At 68.3% G+C, this 21,977-nt stretch carries 16 protein-coding genes; 11 read left to right on the top strand and 5 right to left on the bottom strand.

The window, feature by feature from the left end; all coding sequences use genetic code 11:
• Positions 1 to 17: 17 nt before the first annotated feature.
• Genes VHAB30_RS28685 through nirB form a run of 3 tightly spaced genes read right to left on the bottom strand, consistent with a single transcriptional unit; the run spans position 18 to position 3,768 of the window.
• Positions 18 to 830 carry a formate/nitrite transporter family protein gene (locus tag VHAB30_RS28685; RefSeq protein ID WP_062477339.1) on the bottom strand — a complete coding sequence of 271 codons (813 nt, stop codon included), beginning with the start codon at positions 828 to 830 and terminating at the stop codon, positions 18 to 20.
• A 50-nt stretch (positions 831 to 880) separates the two neighbouring features.
• Positions 881 to 1,222, bottom strand: a complete 342-nt coding sequence (nirD, locus tag VHAB30_RS28680; RefSeq protein WP_070062899.1) for a nitrite reductase small subunit NirD — start codon at positions 1,220 to 1,222, stop codon at positions 881 to 883.
• Positions 1,223 to 1,248: 26 nt separating this feature from the next.
• Positions 1,249 to 3,768, bottom strand: a complete 2,520-nt coding sequence (nirB, locus tag VHAB30_RS28675) for a nitrite reductase large subunit NirB (protein ID WP_159279437.1) — start codon at positions 3,766 to 3,768, stop codon at positions 1,249 to 1,251.
• A 450-nt stretch (positions 3,769 to 4,218) separates the two neighbouring features.
• Between nirB and VHAB30_RS28670 the strand changes: the two genes are divergently transcribed.
• From VHAB30_RS28670 to VHAB30_RS28650, 5 genes are all read left to right on the top strand, one after another.
• Positions 4,219 to 4,707 carry a YbaK/EbsC family protein gene (locus VHAB30_RS28670; protein ID WP_062477348.1) on the top strand — a complete coding sequence of 163 codons (489 nt, stop codon included), beginning with the start codon at positions 4,219 to 4,221 and terminating at the stop codon, positions 4,705 to 4,707.
• Complete coding sequence (locus VHAB30_RS28665; RefSeq protein WP_082818188.1) at positions 4,704 to 4,973, top strand: DUF1289 domain-containing protein; 270 nt, start codon at positions 4,704 to 4,706, stop codon at positions 4,971 to 4,973. The genes VHAB30_RS28670 and VHAB30_RS28665 overlap by 4 nt, the downstream gene beginning before the upstream one ends.
• Complete coding sequence (locus VHAB30_RS28660; protein WP_159279436.1) at positions 4,970 to 5,608, top strand: 2-hydroxychromene-2-carboxylate isomerase; 639 nt, start codon at positions 4,970 to 4,972, stop codon at positions 5,606 to 5,608. Before VHAB30_RS28665 ends, VHAB30_RS28660 begins: the two co-directional genes overlap by 4 nt.
• Positions 5,609 to 5,821: 213 nt before the next feature.
• Positions 5,822 to 7,516 (top strand): MFS transporter, encoded by a 1,695-nt coding sequence (locus tag VHAB30_RS28655; RefSeq protein ID WP_062477354.1) that lies wholly within the window; start codon positions 5,822 to 5,824, stop codon positions 7,514 to 7,516.
• A 134-nt stretch (positions 7,517 to 7,650) separates the two neighbouring features.
• Positions 7,651 to 7,839, top strand: coding sequence for a hypothetical protein (locus VHAB30_RS28650; protein ID WP_056577413.1), 189 nt, complete (start codon positions 7,651 to 7,653; stop codon positions 7,837 to 7,839).
• 16 nt (positions 7,840 to 7,855) lie between these two features.
• On the opposite strand, the gene VHAB30_RS28645 is transcribed toward VHAB30_RS28650, so the two are convergent.
• A complete protein-coding gene (locus tag VHAB30_RS28645; protein WP_062477357.1) occupies positions 7,856 to 8,986 on the bottom strand; it encodes an ABC transporter substrate-binding protein in 1,131 nt (376 codons plus the stop codon).
• Positions 8,987 to 9,171: 185 nt separating this feature from the next.
• Between VHAB30_RS28645 and uvrA the strand changes: the two genes are divergently transcribed.
• From uvrA to VHAB30_RS28615, 6 genes are all read left to right on the top strand, one after another.
• Entirely contained in the window at positions 9,172 to 14,922 is a 5,751-nt protein-coding gene (gene uvrA / locus VHAB30_RS28640) for an excinuclease ABC subunit UvrA (RefSeq protein WP_159279435.1), read from the top strand.
• A 117-nt stretch (positions 14,923 to 15,039) separates the two neighbouring features.
• On the top strand, positions 15,040 to 16,089 hold the full coding sequence (locus VHAB30_RS28635) for an ornithine cyclodeaminase (protein WP_159279434.1): 1,050 nt from the start codon (positions 15,040 to 15,042) through the stop codon (positions 16,087 to 16,089).
• Positions 16,090 to 16,123: 34 nt separating this feature from the next.
• Positions 16,124 to 17,164, top strand: a complete 1,041-nt coding sequence (locus VHAB30_RS28630; protein ID WP_159279433.1) for a histone deacetylase family protein — start codon at positions 16,124 to 16,126, stop codon at positions 17,162 to 17,164.
• A gap of 163 nt (positions 17,165 to 17,327) precedes the next feature.
• Positions 17,328 to 18,302: a Bug family tripartite tricarboxylate transporter substrate binding protein gene (locus VHAB30_RS28625; RefSeq protein ID WP_159279432.1), complete on the top strand. Its 975-nt coding sequence runs from the start codon at positions 17,328 to 17,330 to the stop codon at positions 18,300 to 18,302.
• Between the two features lie 149 nt (positions 18,303 to 18,451).
• The gene (locus tag VHAB30_RS28620) at positions 18,452 to 19,543 is read left to right on the top strand and encodes a Fic family protein (RefSeq protein ID WP_159279431.1); all 1,092 of its coding nucleotides are present in this window, start codon (positions 18,452 to 18,454) and stop codon (positions 19,541 to 19,543) included.
• A 235-nt stretch (positions 19,544 to 19,778) separates the two neighbouring features.
• Positions 19,779 to 20,975, top strand: coding sequence for a porin (locus VHAB30_RS28615; RefSeq protein WP_159279430.1), 1,197 nt, complete (start codon positions 19,779 to 19,781; stop codon positions 20,973 to 20,975).
• A 110-nt stretch (positions 20,976 to 21,085) separates the two neighbouring features.
• Here VHAB30_RS28615 and VHAB30_RS28610 read toward each other — a convergent pair whose 3' ends face one another.
• Positions 21,086 to 21,910, bottom strand: a complete 825-nt coding sequence (locus VHAB30_RS28610) for an HAD-IIB family hydrolase (RefSeq protein ID WP_159279429.1) — start codon at positions 21,908 to 21,910, stop codon at positions 21,086 to 21,088.
• Positions 21,911 to 21,977 lie beyond the last annotated feature (67 nt).

The following is a 21,977-nucleotide window of genomic DNA, read 5'->3' as shown; positions in this document are numbered from 1 at the left end:
GCGAACGATGCGGTGGCTCAGCCGGCGACGCGCTTGGCCGCCGTCTTGTAGTGCGTGGCGTACAGCGTGAGGCCCACGAAGGTCAGGCCGCCGACGAGGTTGCCGATCACGGTGGGCAGTTCGTTCCAGATCAGGTAGTCCATGAAGGTGAACTTGCCGCCCAGCATCAGGCCGGCGGGGAACAGGAACATGTTGACGATGGAATGCTCGAAGCCCATGTAGAAGAAGACCATCACGGGCATCCACATGCCGATGGCCTTGCCCGACACGGTGGTCGACATCATGGCCGCGACCACGCCGGTCGAGACCATCCAGTTGCACATCACGCCGCGGATGAACAGCGTGAGCATGCCGGCCGCGCCGTGCGCCGCATAGCCGACGGTGCGGCCTTCGCCGATGTGGCCGAGCTTCTCGCCGATGGCGTTGGGCGCCTCGCTGAAGCCGAAGGTGAAGATGATCGCCATGAACACCGCGACCGTGAGTGCGCCCGCGAAGTTGCCCACGAAGACCAGGCTCCAGTTGCGCATCACGCCGCCCCAGGTGGCGCCGGGGCGCTTGTCGAGCACGGCCAGCGGCGCCAGCGTGAACACGCCCGTGAGCAGGTCGAAGCCCAGCAGGTACAGCATGATGAAGCCGACCGGGAACAGCATGGCGCCGACCAGCGCATTGCCGGTGTTCACGGTGATGCTCACGGCGAAGGCCGCGGCCAGCGCGAGGATGGCGCCGGCCATGTACGAGCGGATCAGCGTGTCGCGCGTGGACATCAGCAGCTTGGATTCACCGGCATCGACCATCTTGGTCACGAATTCGGCAGGGGCGAGGTAGGCCATTCGGGGTCCTTGGAGAGAAGCTGAAAAAAGGGGAGGAGGGCGAAGCGGCGTCAGGCCAGCGCGACGAGCACGCGGCCGTCCTCGACGCGCACCGCATGCGCGCGCACCGAGTGCTCGGGCGCCTCCAGGCATTCGCCGCTGCGCAGGTCGAAGTGGTTCTTGTAGAGCGGCGAGGCCACGACGATGCGCTCGCCCAGGCTGCCGACCAGCCCGCGCGAGAGCACGCTGGCGCCGGCCTTCGGGTCGACGTTGTCGATGGCGAAGAGCGACGGCTCCTGGCCGACGCGGAAGATCGCGACATGCACGCCGTCGACCAGCGCGCACACGCCGGTGTCGGGGAGGATGTCGCCGGCGGCGCACACGGCGGTCCAGGTCTGGGTGTCGGTGGTCATGGTGGGTTTTCTTCCTTGTCGTTGGCTCAGGCGGCGCTGGTTTCGCGGCGTTCCTCGGGGCGTGCGGGACGGTTCTGGCCGCGCTCCTGCACGAAGACGATGTGCTCGTCGGGCTTCTCGCTGTTCACGAAGGAGCGGAAGCGCTGGCGCGTGGCGGGGTCGTTCACCGCGGTCTTCCATTCGCACTGGTAGGTGTCGACCACGTGCTGCATCTGCGCCTCGAGCTCGGCGCCCAGGCCCAGCGTGTCCTGCAGCAGCACGCCCTTGAGGTAGTCGAGGCCGCCCTCGAGGTTCTCGCGCCAGGTGCTGGTGCGCTGCAGGCGGTCGGCCGTGCGCACGTAGAACATCAGGAAGCGGTCGATCATGCGGATGAGGTCGGCCTTGCTCAGGTCGCTCGCCAGCAGCTCGGCGTGGCGCGGCTTCATGCCACCGTTGCCGCACACATAGAGGTTCCAGCCCTTGTCGGTGGCGATGATGCCGACGTCCTTGCCCTGCGCCTCGGCGCATTCGCGGGTGCAGCCCGACACGCCGAACTTGATCTTGTGCGGCGCGCGCAGGCCCTTGTAGCGGTTCTCCAGTTCCACGGCCAGGCCCACGCTGTCGTCCACGCCGTAGCGGCACCAGGTGGAGCCCACGCAGCTCTTCACCGTGCGCAGCGACTTGCCGTAGGCATGGCCCGACTCGAAGCCGGCGGCGATGAGTTCTTCCCAGATGGCCGGCAGCTGCTCGACGCGCGCACCGAACATGTCTACGCGCGCACCGCCGGTGATCTTGGTGTACAGGCCGTACTTCTTCGCGACCTGGCCCACGGCGATCAGCCCCTCGGGCGTGACCTCGCCGCCGGGCATGCGCGGCACCACGGAGTAGGTGCCGTCCTTCTGGATGTTGCCCAGGAAGTAGTCGTTGCTGTCCTGCAGGCCGGCCAGGTCTTTCTTGAGCACGAACTCGTTCCAGCACGAGGCGAAGATGCTCGCGGCGGTCGGCTTGCAGATGTCGCAGCCCAGGCCCTTGCCGTGTTTCGTGAGCAGGTCGGCGAAGCTGCGAATCTCGCCCACGCGGATGAGGTGGTACAGCTCCTGGCGCGAGTACGGGAAGTGCTCGCACAGGTGGTTGTTCACGGCCATGCCGCGCTTGGCCATTTCCATCTTCATGACCTGCGTGACCAGCGGCACGCAGCCGCCGCAGGTGGCGCCGGCCTGGGTGCAGGCCTTCATCTCGGCGGGCGTGCACACGCCCTGGCCCACGGCCTCGCAGATCTGGCCCTTGGTGACGCTGTTGCACGAGCAGATCTGTGCGGTGTCGGGCAGGGCATCGACGCCCAGGCCCGGCTTGGCCTTGCCGTCGCTGGACGGCAGGATGAGGAACTCGGGCTCGTCGGGCAGCGCGATGCCGTTGAGCGCCAGCTGCAGCAGCGTGCCGTACTCGCTGGCGTCGCCGACCAGCACCGCGCCCAAGAGCTGCTTGCCGTCTTCGCTGACGACGATCTTCTTGTAGACCTGCTTGCGCTCGTCGATGTACTGGTAGGCGCGCGACTTCGGCGTCTTGCCGTGCGCGTCGCCGATGCTGGCCACGTCGACGCCCATCAGCTTGAGCTTGGTGCTCAGGTCGGCGCCGGTGAAGGCGGCGTCGTCCTGGCCGGCGATGTGGCGCGCGGCCACGCGGGCCATGTCGTAGCCCGGCGCGACGAGGCCGAAGGTCTGTTCGTTCCACGACGCGCATTCGCCGATGGCGTAGACGTTGCGGTCGCTGGTGCGGCAGTGGCTGTCGATCGCCACGCCGCCGCGCGGGCCGACGGCCAGCAGGCTCTGGCGCGCGAGCTCGTCGCGCGGGCGGATGCCGGCGGAGAACACGATCATGTCGGTCTCCAGGTGCGTGCCGTCGGCGAACACCATGCGGTGCCGCGCGCTCGCGCCGTCGACGATCTCCACCGTGTTGCGGCCGGTGTGCACGTGCAGGCCCAGCGCCTCGATGCTGCCGCGCAATGCACGGCCGCCGCCTTCGTCGACCTGCACCGCCATCAGGCGCGGCGCGAACTCGACCACGTGCGTTTCCAGGCCCATGTCGCGCAGCGCCTTGGCGCATTCCAGGCCCAGCAGGCCGCCGCCCACCACCACGCCGCTGCGCGACTTGGCGCCGCAGGCCTTCATGGCGTCCAGGTCCTCGATGGTGCGGTAGACAAAGCAGTTCGGCCGGTCGCGGCCCGGCACGGCCGGCACGAAGGGGTTGGAGCCGGTGGCCAGCACCAGCTTGTCGTAGGCGATCACCTCGCCGTCGGCCGTGGTCACGGTGTTGTTGCGCCGTTCGACGGCCACGGCCCGCGCGGCCAGGCGCAGCGTGAAGCCGCTGCGCTCGAAGAAGCCGGGCTCGACCAGCGACAGGTCGTCGGCCGTCTTGCCGGAGAAGTATTCGGACAGGTGCACCCGGTCGTAGGCCGGGCGCGGCTCTTCGCACAGCACGGTGACCTGTGCGTCGGAAATGCCGAGCGTGTGGAGTTGCTCGAGGAACTTGTGGCCGACCATGCCGTGGCCGATGACTGCGATCTTCATTGGGGGTCCTGCACGCAACCGGCCCTGGAAGGCGCCCCCGCAGCCGCTGTCGAACAGACAGCGTCGTTGGGGCCCCCGCGACGGAACGGATGCGAAATGGGTTGGAGCAGACGAACCGGCGGCGGGCGGCCATCGGTGCGCTTGAACCCCGCCGTCGTTAGCGGAGGCATTGCGAACCCGCCGCAGAGGCCGGTGGGTCGCCACCGTGTTCAGCAATAAGCGTGCCGCGCTCAAAAGCCCGTGCGGCGGGGCTCATCGGCCGGTGGCGCACCGAAAACGGACCGGGGCCGGCACGCCGCGCACGGGCGTCGTGCGCCGGCGCTCTCCGCATTGGTGCGCCGGGGTGGAGGGGCGGATGCGGGCGGTGGCGTCGGTGCGCGGGGCTTTTCCGTATGCTCGGGGCCTTGCAACGCAGGGCGAACGCCCCCCACGAACCCCGAAGAACTTGCCATGTGCGGCTCCGAACTCCATTCCCTCCCTGAAGGTGTCCAGCGCGTCTCCCGCGTGCTGCAGGACGCCGGCCATCCCCATGCGCCCCGCATGCTCGACGACGCCTGCCGCACCGCGCAGCAGGCCGCCGACGCGCTCGGCATCTCGGTCGGGCAGATCGCCAAGAGCATCATCTTTCGGCGCAAGAGCGACGAGGCGGCGGTGCTGGTCATCACCTCGGGCGACAAGCGCGTCGACGAGAAGAAGGTCGATGCCATCGTCGGCAAGACCGGCCGCGCCGACGCCGACTTCGTGAAGGCGCGCACCGGCTTCACCATCGGCGGCGTGTCGCCGGTGGGCCATGTGACGAAGCCCGTGGTGCTCATCGACCGCGAGCTGTTCCGCTTCGAGGAGATCTGGGCCGCCGCGGGCCATCCGCACGCCGTGTTCCAGCTGCACCCGACCGATCTCGAGAAGCTCACCGGCGCGCCGGTGGCCGACGTGGTGTGAACTTCGACGAAGCGCATGCGCTCGCCGAGCGCGCCGGGACCGTGCAGCGCATGGACGGCGAAGTGCCCTCGCCGTGCTCGTCGGTGTGCCGCATGGACCGCCTGAGCGGCTTCTGCGAAGGGTGCCTGCGCACCATTCCCGAGATCGCCGGCTGGAGCAAGATGGAAGACGACAGCCGCCGCCAGGTGTGGCGCGCGATCGAACTGCGGGCCCAGGCCGGCATCTGGCGCGTGCCCGAACCCACCACAGGAGACCACGACGCATGAAGCACATCGACTTCTATCTCGATTTCATCTCGCCCTACGCGCACCTGGCGTTCGAGCAGCTGCCCGAGGCGCTCGAAGGCCTGAGCGTGAGCGTGGCCTACAAGCCGGTGCTGCTGGGCGCGCTGCTCAAGCACCACGGCCAGCTCGGGCCGGCCGAGATTCCCTCCAAGCGCAGCTGGACCTACCGCCACGTGCTGTGGCTGGGCCAGGCCCACGGCATCCCCATCGAGATGCCGGCCTCGCACCCCTACAACCCGCTGCCGCACCTGCGCCTGGCCGTGGCCACGGGCGACGACGGCAGCATCAGCCGCCTCGCGGCCGAAACCCTCTTTCGCCATGTGTGGCGCGGCGGCGAAGAGGCGGGCGATGCCACGCGGCTGGCCGCGCTCACGGCGCAGCTGCAGCCGAAGCGCGACGTGAACGGCGACGACAACAAGGCCCTGCTCAAGCGCAACACCGACGAGGCCGTGGCGCAGGGCGTGTTCGGCGTGCCCTGCTACGTGGTCGACGGGCGCCTGTTCTGGGGCTTCGACGGCCTCGCGATGCTGCGCGCCTACCTGCAGGGCGATGCCTGGTTCGACGGTCCGCAATGGACCGGCGCCGACCAGCGCCCCTCGTTGCTGCGCAAGAGCTGAGGCTTTTTTGCTGCTTCGCAGCAAGGACTGAGGACAAACCCGCGCAGGGTCCTTGTTTCTTACAAGCTGAAACGAGCAGCGCGGGTTTCACCCTAAACCGTAAGCGCCCGTTCAGTTTCGCGAAAGCCTCGGGTCAGTCGCGCCTCCAAGAATGCCCCACGGTCCCGAATGCCGGGAACCGATGGACGCATACATACACACCAGGAGACGACGATGGCAGCCACGCTAGATTCAAGGGGAGTGCCGCATCCGGCCCCCCGGCCCATGTCCGCGGAGGAGAAGAAGGTCATCTTCGCCTCCTCGCTCGGCACCGTGTTCGAGTGGTACGACTTCTATCTGTACGGTTCGCTCGCCGCGATCATCGCGAAGCAGTTCTTCAGCGGCCTGGATGCGGGCGCGGCCTTCATCTTCGCGCTGCTGGCGTTTGCCGCCGGCTTCCTGGTGCGTCCGTTCGGCGCCATCGTGTTCGGCCGCCTGGGCGACATGATCGGTCGCAAGTACACCTTCCTGGTGACGATCCTGATCATGGGCCTGTCGACCTTCATCGTCGGCCTCTTGCCCAGCTACGCGACTATCGGCGTCGCGGCGCCGGTGATCCTGATCGCGCTGCGCATGCTGCAGGGCCTGGCGCTCGGCGGCGAGTACGGCGGTGCCGCCACCTACGTGGCCGAGCACTCGCCGCACGGCAAGCGCGGTGCCTACACCTCGTGGATCCAGACCACGGCCACGCTCGGCCTGTTCCTGAGCCTGATCGTGATCCTGGGCGTGCGCACCTGGCTCGGTGAGCAGGCGTTCGGCGAGTGGGGCTGGCGCATTCCGTTCCTGGTCTCCATCCTGCTACTGGCCATCTCGGTGTGGATCCGCCTGACGCTGTCGGAGTCGCCGGCCTTCCAGAAGATGAAGGCCGAGGGCAAGACCTCGAAGGCACCGCTGGCCGAATCCTTCGGCCAGTGGAAGAACCTGAAGATCGTGATCCTGGCGCTGATCGGCCTCACGGCCGGCCAGGCTGTGGTCTGGTACTCGGGCCAGTTCTATGCGCTGTTCTTCCTGACGCAGCAGCTCAAGGTCGATGCGACCACCGCCAACCTGATGATCGCCGCCGCGCTGCTGCTGGGCACGCCCTTCTTCGTGGTGTTCGGCACGCTGTCCGACAAGATCGGCCGCAAGCCGATCATCATGGCCGGCTGCCTGCTGGCCGTGGTCACCTACTTCCCGGTCTTCAAGATGCTGACCGAAGCCGCCAACCCCGACCTGGCCCGCGCACAAGCCACGGCCGGCGTCACCGTGACGGCCGACCCGAAGACCTGCTCGTTCCAGGGCAACCCGGTGGCCCGCGAGATCGACTTCAAGAGCTCGTGCGACATCGCCAAGCGCTACCTCGTGCAGAACTCGGTGAGCTACGAGAACGTGGCCGGCGCGCCCGGCTCCGCGGCCGTCGTGAAGATCGGCGACAAGACCGTCGAGGCGCCCACCGGCGTGGTCGCGAACTCCAAGTTCGACGAGACCAGCGTCAAGGCCATCGCCGCCTTCAAGAAGGGCGTGGCCGAAGACCTGAAGGTCGCCGGCTACCCGTCCAAGGCCGATCCCGCCAAGATCAACAAGGTGCTGACCATCGTGCTGCTGTTCTGGCTGGTGCTGCTGGTGACCATGGTCTATGGCCCGATCGCCGCGATGCTGGTCGAGATGTTCCCCACGCGCATCCGCTACACCTCGATGAGCCTGCCGTACCACATCGGCAACGGCTGGTTCGGCGGCCTGCTGCCGACCACCGCCTTCGCCATCGTGGCCTCGACCGGCAACATGTACAACGGCCTGTGGTACCCGATCATCATCGCGGGCATCACGCTGGTGATCGGCACGCTGTTCATCCGCGAGACCAAGGACGTGGACATCTACGCCAACGACTGATCCTCGGCGGCATCTGGAGGAGGCCGCGCGGCGGCCGCCCTCCGTTCAACAAAGAGGCTTCATGCCCCGCGGCATGAGGCCTTTTTCTTGAACCCTCTTCATCCCCCGTTTCACCTTCTCAGGAGACAGTACCCATGTGGAAAATCGTTGTCGGCTTCGTCATCTTCGCCGCCATTGCCCTGTATGTGATTTCGATGGGCGGCGACAAGATCGACATGTCCGGCGAGAAGCACGGCGGCGACACGACGCACGCCCCCGCACCGGCGGCCACGCCGGCGCCTGGCGCATCGGCACCGGCTGCCGCGGCCTCCGCCGCGAAGTAACGCAACGGGGCGCGCGTCAGCGCTTGAAGCGGCCTTCGCTGATGATCGCGAGGTCCGCGAAGTCGATGCCGCTGTGGTCCTGCGGCGAGTAGCTCACCTCGAGCCCGCCGCCCAGGTCGTAGCCCTTGAGGCTTTCGAGCGCCGCCAGCACCTTGGCGCGCGTGGGCTTGGGGCCCGCGCGGCGCAAGGCCTCCACCAGCACCTTGGCCGAGGCGAAGCCTTCGAGCGCGGCCGGTGACAGCTCGCCCTGGCCCTTGGCGCGGGCCAGCGTCAGCGCCTCCTTCACCATCGGCTGGCCCATCGAGCGCTCGCTGGGGAACACCTGCGTCACGATCACGCCGCGGCTGGCGTCGCCCAGCTGCTTGATGAAGCCCGACGAGGCGTTGTTCGACAGCGTGACCACCTGCGCCGCCGAGCCCGCGGCGCGCAGCGCCTTGATGCCGTCGACCACCGCCACGCCCGAGCCGATCCACACCACCGCCTGCGCATCGGCCTTCATGATGGCGGGCACGATGGTCTTGTAGTCGGGCTTCTCGCGGTCGGCCGGCACGGTCGCGATCGGCTGGGCCTTGCCCTTGGTGAAGCCGTTCATGGCGCCCTGCAGCGCGTCGGCGCCGAACGAGTCGGTCACGTGGACCACGGCGATGCGCGTCAGGCCGATGGTCAGCAGGTGCTGCACCGCCTTCTCGGCCTCGCGCTGGTAGGTGGCGCGCACGTTGAACACGTGCTTTTGCAGCGGCTTGTGCAGCACCATCGCGCCGGTCGAGGGGCCGATGAGCGCCACCTCGTTCTTGTCCAGGTACGGGATGATGGCCTGCGAGTGCGGCGTGCCGCGGCTCATGAAGAGCGCGAGCACCTTCTTGTCCTCGATCAGCACGCGCGCGTTATCGCCGGCGCGCTTGACGTCGAAGGCGTCGTCCATGCGGATGACCTCGATCTTCTCGCCGTGGATGCCGCCCTGGGCGTTGGCCGCGTCGATCACCAGCTGCGCACCGCCAATGGTCTCGTTCACGCTGGCGGCCACCGAGCCGGTCATGCCGGCGGTCTGGCCGATCACGATCTGGGCCGAGGCGCCCATCGCGCACAGCGCCAGCAGGGCGGCCACGCCGAGCGCGTGCCGTGAACCTGCCACTTTCTTCTTCGTCATGAAAGCCTTTCGGAGCCTTCGGGAGACTCGCTGAACAATTGTGAAAACAAATGTCGCATTTGTTTCATAAAGTGTCTTTGGACGCATCCAGACAAACCCCTGCGCGGGCGCCGCCCATGCGCCGGCGTGGGCCGAAGCGTCACGAAGCACTCCCTAGAATGTTTGCCCCACCCCCCAAGGCACTCATGACACAGGGCTCCATCCGGATTCGCGGCGCGCGCCAGCACAACCTCCAGAACCTCGACCTCGACATCCGCACCGGCGAGATGACCGTGGTCACCGGGCCCAGCGGCTCGGGCAAGTCGAGCCTCGTGTTCGACACCCTCTACGCCGAAGGCCAGCGCCGCTACGTGGAGACCTTTTCCGCCTACGCGCGCCAGTTCCTGGACCGCATGGACAAGCCCGCCGTCGACAAGGTGGAGGGCGTGCCGCCCGCCATCGCCATCGACCAGACCAACCCGGTGCGCTCCTCGCGTTCCACGGTCGGCACGATGACCGAGCTGAACGACCACCTGAAGCTGCTCTATGCGCGCGCGGCCCAGCTGTTCGACCGCGAGACCGCACTGCCGGTGCGCCACGACTCGCCCGACAGCATCTACGCACAGATCGCCGAGCGCGCGGCCGCCGCGGGCGACCCGCGCATCGTCATCACCTTCCCGGTCGAGCTGCCGGCCGGCACCACGGCGGACGAAGTGACGCAGTGGCTGTCGGCCAGCGGCTTCACGCGCGTGCAGGCCGAGCGCGAGGTGGCCACGCCCACCGGCCCGCGCAAGGTGCTCGACGTGGTGGCCGACCGCTTCCGCATCTCGAGCGCGGAGCGCGCGCGCGTCGTCGAGGCGATCGAAGTGGCGCTCAAGCGCGGCAGCGGGCGCGTCACCGTGCATGCGACCGGCGCCGAGGAAAACGCCCCCACGGACGTGTGGAAGTTCTCCACCGGCCTGCATTGCCCGGAAAGCGATATCCGCTACACCGACCCCATCCCGTCGATGTTCTCGTTCAACTCGGCGGTGGGCGCCTGCGACACCTGCCGCGGCTTCGGCCGCGTGATCGGCGTCGACCTGGGGCTCGTGATCCCGAACGACAAGCTCACGCTGCGCGCCGGCGCGATCAAGACCATCCAGACGCCCGCGTGGAAAGAGGCGCAGGACGACCTCATGCGCCACGCCGAGGCCGCCGGCATTCCGCGCGACACGCCGTGGAACAAGCTCACGGAGGAGCAGAAGCACTGGGTGATCGAAGGCACGCCCAACTACAAGGACGGCAACTGGAACAAACAGTGGTACGGCGTGCGCCGCTTCTTCGGCTACCTGGAGAGCAAGGCCTACAAGATGCACATCCGCGTGCTCTTGTCGAAGTACCGCAGCTACACGCCGTGCCCCGTGTGCAGCGGCGCGCGCCTGAAGCTCGACCCGCTGCTGTGGCGCATCGGCAGCAAGGACGACGCCGACGCGGTGCTTCCGCCTGAAAAGCGCTTCCTGCCCACCGGCGCGAAGTGGAGTCGCGCGCAGCTCGAGGCGTTGCCCGGCCTGTGCCTGCACGACCTGATGCTGCTGCCCATCGAGCGGCTGCGCAAGTTCTTCGACCGCGTGGAGCACCACGGCAACGGCAGCCCTGCCAGCGAAGGCGAGGCGCAGGCGCTGAAGCTGCTGTTCGAGGAAATCACCACGCGCCTGCGCTACCTGCACGACGTGGGCATCGGCTACCTCACGCTCGACCGCCAGAGCCGCACGCTCAGCGGCGGCGAGGTGCAGCGCATCAACCTCACGACGGCGCTGGGCACCTCGCTGGTGAACACGCTGTTCGTGCTCGACGAGCCCAGCATCGGCCTGCATCCGCGCGACATGAACCGCATCACCGAGGCCATGCTGCGCCTGCGCGATGCCGGCAACACGCTGGTGGTGGTCGAGCACGACCCGGCCGTGATGCTCGCGGCCGACCGCGTGATCGACATGGGCCCCGGCCCCGGCGCGCGCGGCGGGCAGATCGTGTTCGACGGCGGCACCGACCAGCTGCGCGACGCCGACACGCTCACCGGCCAGTACCTGGGCGGGCGCAAGAAGATCGGCATGGGCTTCAAGCGGCTCGTGAGCGAGAACACGCACCGGCTCATCCTCGAAGGCGTGCGCGAGCACAACCTGAAGAACATCACGGTCGACTTTCCGCTCGCGCGCCTCGTGTGCGTGACCGGCGTGAGCGGCTCGGGCAAGTCGACGCTGATCCAGGACGTGCTGGCACCCGCGCTCATGCGCCACTTCGGCAAGGCCACCGAGACGCCGGGCGCGCACGACCGCATGCTCGGCGCCGATCACCTGGGCGACGTGGTGTTCGTCGACCAGTCGCCCATCGGCAAGACCGCGCGTTCCAACCCCGCGAGCTACGTGGGCGCGTGGGACGCCATCCGCGAAATCTTCGCCACCGCGGCGCTGTCGCGCCAGCGCGGCTACACCGCGAGCAAGTTCAGCTTCAACTCCGGCGATGGGCGCTGCCCCACCTGCGGCGGCTCGGGCTTCGAGCACGTCGAGATGCAGTTCCTGTCGGACGTGTACCTGCGCTGTCCCGACTGCGACGGCAAGCGCTACCGGCCCGAGATCCTCGAAGTGAAGATCGAGCGCAAGGCCAAGGGCTACAACGTGGCCGACATCCTGGAGCTCACCGTGGCCGAGGCCGCGGCGCTGTTCGACACCGACCGCGACGTGCTGCGCGTGCTGCAGCCCATCGTCGACGTGGGCCTGGACTACGTGAAGCTCGGCCAGCCCGTGCCCACGCTCTCGGGCGGCGAGGCGCAGCGCCTGAAGCTCGCGGGCTTCCTGGCCGAGGCCGCCAAGAGCGCGACCGCGAGCCGCCAGATGGTGGCGCGCAAGGGCACGCTGTTCCTGTTCGACGAGCCGACCACCGGCCTGCACTTCGACGACATCGCGCGGCTCATGCGCGCGCTGCGCAAGCTGCTCGACGCGGGCCATTCGCTCATCGTCATCGAGCACAACCTCGACGTGATCCGCGCCAGCGACTGGCTCATCGACCTCGGCCCCGAAGGCGGCGAGGGCGGTGGCCAGGTGGTGGCCGAAGGCACGCCCGAGCAGCTGCGCGAGAACCGCGCCTCGCTCACCGGCGCGGCGCTGGCCGACTACGAACTCGCCATCGGTCCCGGCGCCTACAAGGTGGCCGAGCGCGCCGCGCGCCGCTACATCGCCAACGCCAAGACGGCGCCGGGCAGCAACGCCATCGAGATCGTCAATGCGCGCGAGCACAACCTGAAGAACCTCAGCGTGGACATTCCGCGCGGCAAGTTCAGCGTGGTGACGGGCGTGAGCGGCTCGGGCAAGTCGACGCTCGCGTTCGACATCCTGTTCAACGAAGGCCAGCGCCGCTACCTCGAATCGCTCAACGCCTATGCGCGCAGCATCGTGCAGCCCGCGGGCCGGCCCGAGGTGGACGCGGTGTACGGCATTCCGCCGACCGTGGCCATCGAGCAGCGCCTGTCGCGCGGCGGCCGCAAGAGCACGGTGGGCACCACCACCGAGGTGTGGCACTTCCTGCGCCTGCTGTACGTGAAGCTGGGCATCCAGCATTGCGTGCACGACGGCGCGGCCGTGCAGCCGCAGACGCCCGACAGCATCGCCGCGCAGCTCATGCGCAACTTCAAGGGCCAGCACATCGGCCTGCTCGCGCCGCTGGTGAGCAACCGCAAGGGCGTGTACACCGAGCTGGCCGACTGGGCGCGCCCGCGCGGCTTTACGCACCTGCGCGTGGACGGCGACTTTTTGCCGACCACGGGCTTTCCGCGCATCGACCGCTTCAAGGAACACAGCATCGAGCTGCCCGTGGCCAGCCTCGACGTGCTGCCCTCGCAGGAGAACGAACTGCGCGCCGCGCTCACCAAGGCGCTCGAGCATGGCAAGGGCGTCGTGCATGTGCTGAGCGAGCTCGACGGCCTGCGCGCCGCCATGATGGCCGGCGTGTCCGCCGTGGGCATCGGCCGCGTGCAGGTGTTCTCCACGCTGCGCGCCTGCCCGGTGTGCAGCACCAGCTACGCCGAGCTCGACCCGCGCCTGTTCAGCTACAACAGCAAGCACGGCTGGTGTCCCGACTGCGTGGGCACGGGCGTCAAGCTCAGCAAGGACCAGCGCAAGGTCTTCGACGATTCGATCCGCGACGACGACAGCAAGGGCCGCGAGCAGACTTTCGCCGAGCCCGAGGTGGAAGACCTCGCCGACGTGGCGTGCCCGACCTGCGAAGGCACGCGCCTGAACGCCACCGCGCGCGCCGTGGGCTTCGGCACCGCGGCCGACGGTTCGGGCGGCATCGGCATCACGCAGCTCGCGCGCATGAGCGTGACCGAGGTGCGCCAGTGGTTCGAAGGGCTGGTGCTCAACGGCCGCGAAGCCGAGATCGCCCGCGACCTCGTGCCCGAGATCAAGAGCCGCCTCGAATTCCTCGAAGAGGTGGGCCTGGGCTACCTCACGCTCGACCGTGGCGCGCCCACGCTCTCGGGCGGCGAGGCGCAGCGCATCCGCCTGGCGGCGCAGCTGGGCAGCAACCTGCAGGGCGTGTGCTACGTGCTCGACGAGCCGACCATCGGCCTGCATGCGCGCGACAACCAGATCTTGCTGAACGCGCTGCACAAGCTCGGTGAAAAGGGCAACACGCTGGTGGTGGTGGAGCACGACGAAGACACCATCCGCCGCGCCGACCACATCATCGACATCGGCCCCAGCGCCGGCAAGCGCGGCGGCCGTCTCGTGGCCGAGGGCACGGTGGCCGACATCCAGAAGGCCGGCGATTCGCAGACCGGCCGCTACCTGCGCGATGCCATCAAGCACCCGCTGCAGGCGCGCCGCCTCATTCCCTCGCCCGATCCGAAGGCCGAAGACAGCGGCAACTGGCTCACCGTGCACGGCGCCGACCTGCACAACCTGCAGGACGTGACCGCCACGCTGCCGCTGCACCGCCTCGTGGTGGTCACGGGCGTGAGCGGATCGGGCAAGTCGACGCTCGCGCGCGACGTGCTGCTGGCCAGCGTGCAGGGCATCGTGGTGCAGCGCATGACCAAGGCCGGCCGCGACGCCGATGCCGCGGGCAAGCGCCCGGCCTGGACCGGCTGCCGCGGCGTCGACGGCTACGAGGTCATCGACCGCGTGCTCGAGGTCGACCAGACGCCCATCGGCAAGACGCCGCGCAGCTGCCCGGCCACCTACATCGGTTTCTGGGACACCATCCGCAAGCTCTTCGCCGACACCCTCGAGGCGAAGGCGCGCGGCTACGGCCCGGCGCGCTTCAGCTTCAACACCGGCGAAGGCCGCTGCCCGGGCTGCGAAGGCGCGGGCGTGCGCACCATCGAGATGAGCTTCCTGCCCGACGTGAAGGTGCCCTGCGAGGTGTGCCACGGCGCGCGCTTCAACCCCGAGACGCTGGCCGTGAGCTGGCGCGGCAAGAGCATCGGCGACGTGCTGAAGATGGAGGTCGACGAGGCGGTGGAGTTCTTCGCCAGCATGCCCAACATCGCGCATCCGCTGCAGCTGCTGAAGGACGTGGGCCTGGGCTACCTCACGCTGGGGCAGCCGTCGCCCACGCTGTCGGGCGGCGAGGCGCAGCGCATCAAGCTGGTGACCGAACTGAGCAAGGTGCGCGACGACATCACCCGCCGCGGCCAGAAGGCGCCGCACACGCTGTACGTGCTCGACGAACCGACCGTGGGCCTGCACATGGCCGACGTCGAGAAGCTGATCCACGTGCTGCACCGGCTGGTGAACGGCGGCCACAGCGTGGTGGTGATCGAGCACGACCTCGACCTGATCGCCGAAGCCGACTGGATTCTCGACCTCGGACCCGAGGGCGGCAACGCCGGCGGACGCATCGTGGCGGCGGCGCCGCCGGAGGAGGTGGTGCGATTGGGTACGCACACTGGCGTAGCTCTTAAGGCCGTGTTGGCACGTTGACGCGCACAGGCGCACAATGGCTTGAACCCTTGGCGCAGGCGCATCCTGAATCAGCCATGGTGGAGACCGTGTGAACGGATGAAGCGCCGTGCCGGGGGCTACGCAAGGAGCCGCGCCATGACCCGCTTCATCGATGTTCACAGCCTGGTTCGCCTGGTGGATGAGACCGGCGTCCCGGAATTCCTCGTCACGCTGGCCGACGCGCTGCGCGACGACTTCCTGCGATGGCGCGAGTTCGACAAGAAGGCGCGCGTGGCCAGCCATTCGCATCTGGGCGTGATCGAGCTCATGCCCGTGGCCGACGACGGCGCCTACGCCTTCAAGTACGTCAACGGCCACCCGCACAACACGCAGGTCGGCCTGCCCACGGTCATGGCCTTCGGCGTGCTGGCCGAGGTCGACACGGGCTACCCCGTGCTGCTGTCCGAGCTCACGCTCACCACCGCGCTGCGCACGGCCGCCACCTCGGCCATGGCCGCCAAGGCGCTGGCACGGCCCGACGCGCGCAGCCTGGCGCTCATCGGCAACGGCTCGCAAAGCGAGTTCCAGGCGCTGGCCTTCCACGCGCTGCTGGGCATCGAGCAGGTGCGCGTGTTCGACGTCGACCCGCGCGCCACCGACAAGCTGGTGCGCCACCTCGCGGCCTGCACGCCGATGGAGATCGTTCGCGCCGACTCCACCGCCGAGGCCGTGCGCGGCGCCGACATCGTGACCACCATCACCGCCTACCAGGGCCATGCGACCGTGCTCACGCCCGACATGATCGAGCCCGGCATGCACATCAACGCCGTGGGCGGCGATTCGCCCGGCAAGACCGAGCTGCACCCCGACGTGCTGCGCGGCGCGCGCGTGTTCGTCGAGTACGAGCCGCAGACCCGCATCGAGGGCGAGATCCAGCAGCTGGCGCCCGACTTCCCGGTGCACGAGCTGTGGCGTGTGCTGCTGGGCGAAGTGCCGGGCCGCGAGCGGCCGGAGCAGGTGACGGTGTTCGACTCGGTCGGCTTCGCGCTGGAGGACTACACGGCGCTGCGCTGCATCCAGCAGCTGGCGCTGGAGCGCGGCGTGGGCCGGCAGATCGCGCTGGTGCCCGAGCTCGACGACCCGAAGGACCTGTTCGGCCTCACCGCCTCGGGGCGGCGCCGGGCGGTGCTGCGGCGTGCGGCATGATGGCAGGCCCTGTCGTCACGCCCTTCGCCGCTTCATGCTCACCATCTACAACGACCAGCACGCCCTGCACCAAGGCCAAGTCGAAATGTTCCGGGGCGAGCTGGTGCCCTGCTTCGAGGTGCCCGCCCGCGTCGACCATGTGAGGCACGAACTCGAGCGGCGCGGCCTCGGCCCGCTGCAGGCGCCCGACGCGTTCGACGACGCGCTGCTGGCGAAGGTGCATGCGCCGCGTTACCTCGACTTCATCGCCCATGCCTGGGACGAATGGGTGGCGCTCGACGCCGCCAACGCCACGCGCGACGCGCTGCCCTCGTACTGGCCCACGCGCGGCATGCGCACCGATGTGCTGCCCAAGAGCTTTCCCGCGCGCCTGGGCCTCTTTGCGTTCGACGCCGGCACGCCGCTGATGGCCGGCAGCTGGGCCGCCGCGCGCCACGGCGCCGCCTGCGCGTGGACGGCGACGCAGCGCGTCCTCGGCGGCCAGCGCAGCGCCTTCGCGCTCACGCGCCCGCCAGGCCACCACGCGGGCGCCGACTTCTTCGGCGGCTACTGCTTCATCAACAACGCCGCCGTGGCCGCGCAGGCGCTGCGCGATGCCGGCGTCGAACGCGTGGCCGTGCTCGACGTCGACTACCACCACGGCAACGGCACGCAGGCCATCTTCTACGAGCGCAGCGACGTGCACTTCGCCAGCCTGCACGGCGACCCGCTGACCGACTACCCCTACTACCTGGGTCACGCCGATGAGCGCGGCGCGGGCAAGGGCGAGGGCTTCAACCACAACCTGCCGCTGCCGCGCGGCACCGACTTCACGACCTGGCGCGTGGCGCTGGGCACGGCGCTCGACGGCATCGCGAAGGTCAAGGCCGGCGCGCTCGTGGTTTCGCTCGGTGTCGACACCTTCGAGGGCGACCCGATCTCGGGCTTCAAGCTGAAGAGCGAGGACTACCTGCGCATGGGCGAAGACCTCGCGCGCGTGGGCCTGCCGACGGTGTTCGTGTTCGAGGGCGGCTATGCGGTCGCCGAGGTGGGTGTGAACGCGGTCAACGTTCTCGAAGGCTTCGCGCAGAAGTAAGCGAAGCCGCGGGAGCTCACGCAGGCTCCGCTGCTGACGCACAGGCGACCGCGCTGCCTGAATAGGCCCTGGTTTCCCCGGGAAATCAGGGGAGCCCCGATTGCCTTCGACCACCGGCCCGGGCCCAATCGGCGCTTTCCCAAGTTTCAGGAATCCGCCAGCCATGCTCCGCCGTTCTTCGCTCCTCTGTGCCGCCACGCTTGCCGCGTGTGGTCTCGTCTCCCCGCTGGCGGCCTTTGCGCAGCAGGCCTTTCCCTCCAAGCCCGTCAAGCTGGTCATCGCCTTTCCAGCCGGCGGCCCGACCGACATCACCATGCGCCAGCTGGCCGACAACGCCAGCAAGATCCTGGGCCAGCCCGTGATCATCGACAACAAGCCCGGCGCCGGCGGCACGCTGCCCGCGCAGGCACTGCAGACCGCGCAGCCCGACGGCTACACCGTCGCGCAGATTCCGCTGGGCGTGTTCCGCCTGGGCTACACCACCAAGATCAACTGGGACCCGCTCAAGGACATCACCTACGTGCTGAACGTCACCGGCTATGCCTTCGGCATCGTCGTGCCGGCCGACAGCCCCTTCAAGACCTGGGCCGACTTCGTCGCCTACGCCAAGGCCAACCCCGGCAAGCTCACCTACGGCTCGACCGGCAACCTGACCAGCCCGCACCTCACGACCGAGATCGTCGCGCAGAAGGCCGGCATCACGCTGCAGCACGTGCCCTACAAGGGCAGCGCCGACCTGATGCTGGCCGTGGTCAGCGGCCAGCTCATGGCGGCGGCCGACAGCACCGGCTTCGCGCCGCAGGTCGAGGCCGGCAAGCTGCGCGTGCTCAACACCTGGGGCGAGAAGCGCCTGGCCAAGTTCCCCGACGCGCCCACGCTGAAGGAGCTGGGCTACGACGTGGTGCAGAACTCGCCCTTCGGCATCGGCGCGCCCAAGGGCACCCCGCCCGAGGTCGTGAAGAAGCTGCACGACGCGTTCAAGCAGGCGATGGAAGAACCCAGCTACGTGGCCTCGCTCGGCCGCTACGACATGCTGCCCAACTACATGAGCTCGGCCACGTACACCAAGTTCGCGCAGGACACGGTGGTGCGCGAGAAGGTGATCATCGACAAGCTGGGGCTGGCGAAGGAGAAGTGAGGCGGCGGGACACCGCGGCGCCGTGGGGGGCGGTCGCTCCCCCTGAACGCGGATTTCGCCAATTTCTATGCATGTCGCAGATGACGTGCATAGAAATCACGATTTTCTATACACGTCCGGGCTAACATGCAAAGAAATTTGCATGACCCATGTCCGCCCTCGACCCCCTTGAAACGCTCGATCCGTCGCGCTTCGACACGCCGGCGATCCTGAAGAAGCTCGCCAGCGCCAGCCGGCGGCTGGCCGAGCTCAAGGGCATCGCGGCGGTGATTCCGAATCAGGGCATCCTGATCAACACACTGGGTCTGCAGGAGGCGAAAGCCAGCTCCGAAATCGAGAACATCATCACCACGCACGATGAGCTGTTCAAGGACGACGTGCTGCCCGAAGCCTTCGACAATCCCGCCGCCAAGGAGGTGCTGCGCTACCGTCAGGCGCTGCGTGTCGGGTTCGAGCGGGTCGGCAATGGCGGCTTGATCACGGTCAACCACATCGTCGAGATCCAGGCCGAACTGGAGCGCAACCATGCGGGCCTGCGCAAATTGCCTGGCACGGCGCTGAAGGACGGTGCCGGTCGCACGGTCTACCTGCCGCCGCAGGACCCGGTCGAGATCGTGGCCCTGATGCGCGGGCTGGAGCGCTTCATCAACGAGCGCGAACTGTTCGCTGTCGATCCGCTGATCAAGATGGCGCTGATCCATCACCAGTTCGAGAGCATCCACCCTTTCTACGACGGCAATGGCCGCACGGGGCGCATCCTCAACGTGCTCTACCTGGTGAAAGAGGGACTGCTCGATATTCCCGTGCTCTATCTGAGCAGCTACATCGTGCGCCACAAGGCGGACTACTACCGGTTGCTGCAGGCCGTGCGTGACAGCGACGCATGGGAAGCGTGGGTGCTCTACCTGCTGGAGGCCGTGGAGGAAACGGCCGGCCAGACGATGGCGACCATCTACGCCATCAAGGCCGCACTGGCCGACTACAAGCACCGCATCCGCGAGGGCTACAAGTTCTACAGCCAGGACTTGATCAACCACCTGTTCACGCACCCCTACACGAAGATCGAATTCGTGCAGCAAGACCTGCAGGTCTCGCGCCTCACGGCGACCAAGTACCTCGAGGCGCTGGTGGACGGCGGCTTCGTGCAGAAGCAGAAGGTCGGTCGCAGCAACTACTACATCAACCGGGCGCTGGCGGCGATCCTGCAAGGCGAGCCAGAAACCCTTCGGTCATCGAGCTGACGCTCGCAAGGACTTGGCCAAGCGCTGTGCCGCGTTGCGGCGCCTACCCCGATCCGCGACCGTTGTCCTGAACTCACCCCCTGTGCCCCTCCGTAATCTAGGCGTTAACCCTATGTAATCCCTTTGTCTTCCAGCGCAGGAAAACTCGGACCCAGTCTCGCGGCAACAAGGCCCGGACGTCCCAAAGTCGCGCCCGGTCTCGGCGCAGCGACATCCCCCTCCTGGAGTGACACCAATGAAAAAATCCCTGCTTGTTCTGGCTGCCATCGCAGCCTGCGGCGCCGCGTCGGCGCAATCGACCGTGACCCTGTTCGGCGTGGTCGATGCCGCCTACCGCAACGTAGCGAACAAGAGCGTTTCGACCACCCCCTTCGGCCCCGCCTACAGCGTGAAGGCCAGCCGCAGCGAGCTGGCGAATTCGGGCCTGAGCTCGAGCCGCCTCGGCTTTCGCGGCGTGGAAGACCTGGGCGGCGGCCTGTCGGCCAGCTTCTGGCTCGAAGCCCCGATCACCAATGACGACGGCGCCACCGGCGTGTCGAACTTCACCCGCCGCTCGACCATGAGCCTGGCAGGCAGCTTCGGCGAACTGCGCCTGGGCCGCGACAAGACCGCGACGGTGATGAACGAAGAACAGTTCGACCCGTTCGGCGACACCGGCATCGGCGGCTCGCTGATCATCGACGCCAACGAAGCCAGCGTGCCGGGCAGCGGCTACGGCAGCAACGGCACCTACAAGCGCGCCAGCAACATGGTGCAGTACTTCCTGCCGCGCCTGGGCGGCTTCTACGGCAACGTGGCCTACGGCCTGGCCGAGCAGACGCGCCTGTCGCCCGACACCGCCGCCAGCACCAACACCGGCCGCCACATCGGCGGTCGCCTGGGCTACACGACGGGTCCGTTCGACATCGCCGCCAGCTACGCGCAGAACGACACCAGCTTCACGACCGGCAGCGGCGCCGCCGCCGTGGCGCGCCCGGGCAAGGTCAAGACCTTCAACCTCGGCGCGACCTACGACTTCGGCGTGGCCAAGCTGTTCGGCGAAATCTCGCGTTCGAAGGACGAGCGCAACGCGCTGAACATCTTCACGCCCGGCCAGGACGTGGACCTCACCGGCTACCTGCTGGGCGTGACCGTGCCGATCGGCCCGGGCGTGATCCGCGCGTCGTATTCGCAGGTCAAGTACGACTTCAACCGCGTGCCCGTGTTCGGCGTGAACAACGCCGATCCGAAGGCCAACAAGCTCGCGCTGGGTTACGTGCACAACCTGTCCAAGCGCACCGCGCTGTACGGCACGGTCGCGCGCGTCAGCAACAAGAACGGCGCGGGGCTCACGGTGGGTGCAGGCCCGTCGTACGCCACCACGTTCAACCGCACCGCGCTGCAGGCCAAGAGCTCGATGGGCTACGAGTTCGGCATCCGCCACACGTTCTGATGTCCTGAAGGGTCGCGCATTGCGCGACCCTCACCCCTGCAAGTTTCTCCAAGGGTCGTTCAACCGGTCCATTCGGCCCGCCCTGCGCGGGCCTTTTTTTCGTGCGCGGCTCAGCGCGCCGACAGCACCGCCTGCGCGGCCTGCGCAAACCCCGCGCCGCGCTCGCCCTGCGTCACATAGCGCGGCAGGTGCTCCAGCTGCGGCACGAAGCGCGCGACGTTCGCCACGCCGATGCTGTGCGCGAAGCTGCGGAACATCAGCTGGTCGTTGGTGGAATCGCCCACGTAGGCCCAGCGGTCCATCTCGTCGTCGAGCGTGCGGCCCCAGAGCTCGCGCACGATCCAGCGCGCGCCTTCGAGCTTGTCGTTGTCGCCGTACCAGCCATTGATGTGGATGCTGCTCACGGTGGCGTGCATGCCTTCGCCGCGCATCAGCGCGACGACGCGCGCGATGGTGTCGTCGCTCAGCGTCACGAACTCGCTGTGGTCGATGGCGATGTCGGTCTCGCGCCCCGGCGAATCGGTGGCGCGGCCGGCGCCCGGAATCTCGCGCTCGATGCGCGCCAGCACGGCCTGCATGCGCGCGAAGTTGGCGGCGCGCGTGGCGGCGTCCTGCTGGTAGCGCTTCTCGACACCGCCATCGGCCGCGGGCCGCAGCGCCACCGCGCCGTTCTCGGCCACGATGGCATCGACCGGCCAGCTGTTCACGAAAGGCAGGCTCCAGCCCACGGGTCGGCCGGTGATGGCGACCACCGCCAGGCCGGCGGCCTTCAGGTCGGCCAGCGCCTTCAGCGCGTCGGGCGTGATCGCGCCGTCGGTGGTGAGCGTGTCGTCGATGTCAGTGAACTCGCCGACCAGCGCCGCGCGTGCGTCGGCGGGCCAGCGCGTGAGCGGCAGCAGGTGGTGGGGCGAGGCGGGCAGGGGAGGCGAAGACATGGACAGGATTCTCGAAGAGGCCCGTGATCGTACCGGCGCTTTCGTGTAGCATCCCGCCCCCGCCGCG

It is taken from the genome of Variovorax boronicumulans (assembly GCF_009811375.1).
In the GTDB taxonomy this organism is placed as follows: Bacteria; Pseudomonadota; Gammaproteobacteria; order Burkholderiales; family Burkholderiaceae_C; genus Variovorax; species Variovorax boronicumulans.
Note: the sequence above shows the minus strand (reverse complement) of the source record. Positions and strands in the feature narration are given on the sequence as shown.